1 protein-coding gene is annotated in these 213 nt (G+C 48.4%); it reads left to right on the forward strand.

The features are described 5' to 3' along the window. On the forward strand, positions 1–213 hold a 213-nt coding region (locus AB9K26_RS00010), incomplete at both ends, for a hypothetical protein (protein WP_369970506.1).

Here is a 213-nt window from a genome sequence, read left to right on the forward strand (position 1 = left end):
AACGAATCTGTAATCACAAGAACTTGGACTCTTGTCGATGACTGTGGGAACGAGACTAACCTAGTGCAGACAATAAACGTCGTGGACACTACTGCGCCTACCTTTACGGTCCCTGCTGGTACCACTATCGAGTGTGACCAGGATCCTACCGATCTTTCTATTACTGGTGACGTGACAGATGAGGCGGACAACTGCTCAAATGGATTGGAAGCA

The organism is Psychroserpens sp. XS_ASV72, from assembly GCF_041224425.1.
In the GTDB taxonomy this organism is placed as follows: domain Bacteria; phylum Bacteroidota; class Bacteroidia; order Flavobacteriales; family Flavobacteriaceae; genus Psychroserpens.